This window comes from Sphingomonas sp. PP-CE-1A-559 (assembly GCF_004340965.1).
In the GTDB taxonomy this organism is placed as follows: domain Bacteria; phylum Pseudomonadota; class Alphaproteobacteria; order Sphingomonadales; family Sphingomonadaceae; genus Sphingomonas.
This window is the reverse complement of the sequence record NZ_SLYA01000027.1, coordinates 1-2,915: the sequence shown is the minus strand read 5'-3', so window position 1 is coordinate 2,915 and position 2,915 is coordinate 1. Positions and strand designations below refer to the sequence as shown.

Below are 2,915 nucleotides of genomic sequence, written 5' to 3'. Positions count from 1 at the left end.
TGCGAGCGGTCCGTTCCAGACAGATGCGCCATGCCACAAACATACCACGCGACGCGATCTACGGGAATCCTCAGGCCGGGTTCTCACACAGTCTGCAAAAGTTCTGCATCAGGCTTGGAATGGCAGGACACTTGGCATTGGGGTGATGGAAAAATCCGATGCGCTGCCAATCGTGAATGACCGGGCCTAGTGATTAGCTCTCGGTCTGCTTCTGGATCGTTTGGTAGACGGACCGGACATTCGGTATCCGAATGAATTGAGGCGTGGGATCAAAAGTCGGCTGCCATATGCCGAAGTTGTTGCCAGTGAACCACCCGCCCGAAGAGCCGAAGCGGATAGTCCCTGAGCCATCCGATCTCTCATCAAGTTCAAGCGCGGGAAGGCGCTTAATGTCTAGAGACTTCGTGTTTGATCCGCTGCTCCGGCGTTCGACAAGGATGCGTTTGTTGGTAACAAAGTACGCCAGATTTTTCCGAAGGCTTATATCGACCAAAAACCGGCCAAAGGTAATGTATAGCCCGGCGATTAAGAATGGTAGCCCAAAGAGGTTGAACGACAAATCCGCAGTTGTCAAAGCGGTAACATTCCAGAATAATGCGAAACCACCCCATAAAAGGCTGAATGGGATCAAAAACACTTCGATCGGGCGAAAGGTAAAACCTGCGTAAGGCCGACCTTCCCATACAACACGCTCACCCGGAAGTAGCTGCGGCTTTGCGGTGTCGATCATCAACCCTCCTACGCGAGCGCTTACCATATCTGCGGCTCAGCAACGGCAACTTATAGATGAGAGTGTGATCGGCGGGAATGACCGCATCTGGGGCGTAGCGGTCGCCCCAAAGTCGCAAAAGGGTTCCCTTCTGCGACGGCAGAAACCGCCCATACCTTACTCATCGCGGACATTCTCGCGCTTCCTGATTGCGGACGATCGTTCAGCAAGGCAGCATGGCTCAATGACCATCAACCGTACGATCCGAATGGCTTGCACAGCCCTTTCAGCGGTCGTGCTGACGACTGGGGGTATGCTCCACGCGAACAGGCTGGTGCCCGAGTGGCAGGGGTTCTCGAAACGCCCGCTCGGTGCCACCGCAGGGTGCGCCATGCGTGTGCTTCACCGATATGGTCACGTCGTCCGCGAGAGAGGTGCAAAGCCGGAGGCTGGTTCAATCCGCCTTATCCTCTACCCGGTAAAAGGCTCAGGCCGTTCCGCTCCTCTTCTAACTGCCTATTTTGATGGGGACGCCACGTTCACCTCGGCATTCATGGACGCAGCAGATCGGCACACGGCCGGTAAGGTGTGGCAAGGGTTCCGGCAGCAGTGCGGACTTTCCGAGGGACGATAATCGTCGGTTCAGTCTAAAAGCAGCCCGTCTGCTTTCCTCCCATTTCGGCCATTCCGCTTACGCCTAATCCTTGCCCTTCAAAGCAACCATGAAGCTTCCTGATTGCGGACGGTCGTTCAGCAAGGCAACATGGCGGCATGGCCAAGCCCACCGCCGCCCGCTTCAGCGTCCTGCCTGAAAATGAGCAGGCCGCTTTGGCCTATCTTGATGCGCGGGGTTGCGCGCCTGCTAAGATCGAGCGAGACGTAGAAGGCCTTACCGTCCTCATCTTTCCGCCTTTTGTGGGCGATCCGCTGGAAGGGCTAGCGAAAGCGATACCGGTGCACCTCAGCGCCAAGATCGGCATCGTCGTTGGGAATGCTCCACCGTTTTCGTTGGCACATTAGGCTCGAACTACGCCCACTTGCGGACGCTAATCCAGTACCGCGCCATCCCAATAGCCGACGTTGAGAGGTCGAGCGAACCATGTCACGATGAACAATGTCAAAGAGATCCCAATTACGCATACTGGACGAGGACGCTGCGTTCCGAGCGATGCGCGCTTACATTGAAGCTTATTGGGAACGAGGACTTCGCGATTCTGACGACATCGCGCAGCTCTTAACCATCCTGCATGGTGACCCCGCTACTCATAACGATTGGGCCGACGCAGTTGACCAGGTTGTCGACTAACGCCCATTACCGGCCATCGAGACGCTGAAGCGTATCTTCCGAAAGCTGCTGCTGCGGTCAGGACGTTCACTTGTGTTTGAAGGTCCAGCTTCGGGCTTCGGCTTCCTCACCGTTGATTAGGTACTTCATCTCGTGCGTCTCGCCGTTGGGCCACACGACAAGTTCGCGCTCGTTGATGAAGTCGATCTGCGCCGTATCCCCGCCCTCGGGCGCATCCCAGATCAGCGTGAGTTTTTCGCCCGGTTCCAGCTCGAAGCACTCGGGCCAAGGTTCCACTGACACGTAGATCGGACTATCCTTGTTGTTCGAGAACGTTTGCTGAACTCTGGCCATGCGTGGGGTGTATGCTGCTGCTTGGTAAGCGCCAAGGGTCAGCTTGTCATTTTCTTCCACCGAAAGCCAGCGGTCGCCTTTTCGCCCACAAGCAGACATCAGAGATGGCTTTCCCAATCCCGTTAGCAGTCATAGGATATGGTATGACTTCTCTCCCGCGCATCGGCGCTCTCGATATCGCCGGTGCGGTCGCGGAACGGATCGGCTCCTACGTAGACATGGACTTCATTCAGTTTCTCGCTGTTGAAGGTGACCGGGTGCGCTGCTGGTATATGAACAGTGGCGGTGATGGGCCGACGTTTGCGATCGACCTACATAGAGCTTCTAGCGGATGGGTGATGGCGTTGCAGGAGCATCCACCCGGCACCGAACAGGACATCGAGGTGCCGTGAACGTCAGCTTACCGGGGCTTCCCGCCCGAAAGCAGCCAGACCGCTTTCCTCCCCCATTCCGGACGTTCCTGATGCAAAAATCAAACAGACTGTGTGGAAAGTCGTGAACAGCGCGGTCGGTGTCAGCGATTTCCAGTCTCGAGCGGTTCGAGAACCAAATGGCCCGAAGGTGGCC

Annotated in this window: 4 protein-coding genes; 2 read left to right on the top strand and 2 right to left on the bottom strand. The window is 56.4% G+C overall.

Annotation, left to right across the window (positions count from 1 at the left end):
- Window positions 1-193: 193 nt before the first annotated feature.
- A complete protein-coding gene (locus tag C8J42_RS19890; protein WP_133021534.1) occupies window positions 194-730 on the bottom strand; it encodes a PH domain-containing protein in 537 nt (178 codons plus the stop codon).
- Window positions 731-1,480: 750 nt separating this feature from the next.
- Here C8J42_RS19890 and C8J42_RS19885 point away from each other — a divergent pair.
- The gene (locus C8J42_RS19885) at window positions 1,481-1,729 is read left to right on the top strand and encodes a hypothetical protein (protein WP_243644645.1); all 249 of its coding nucleotides are present in this window, start codon (window positions 1,481-1,483) and stop codon (window positions 1,727-1,729) included.
- 352 nt (window positions 1,730-2,081) lie between these two features.
- Here the strand turns inward: C8J42_RS19885 and C8J42_RS19880 are convergent, their stop codons facing one another.
- Window positions 2,082-2,447 (bottom strand): hypothetical protein, encoded by a 366-nt coding sequence (locus C8J42_RS19880; RefSeq protein WP_243644644.1) that lies wholly within the window; start codon window positions 2,445-2,447, stop codon window positions 2,082-2,084.
- A 44-nt stretch (window positions 2,448-2,491) separates the two neighbouring features.
- Here C8J42_RS19880 and C8J42_RS19875 point away from each other — a divergent pair, with 44 nt between their 5' ends.
- On the top strand, window positions 2,492-2,740 hold the full coding sequence (locus C8J42_RS19875; protein WP_133021533.1) for a hypothetical protein: 249 nt from the start codon (window positions 2,492-2,494) through the stop codon (window positions 2,738-2,740).
- Window positions 2,741-2,915 lie beyond the last annotated feature (175 nt).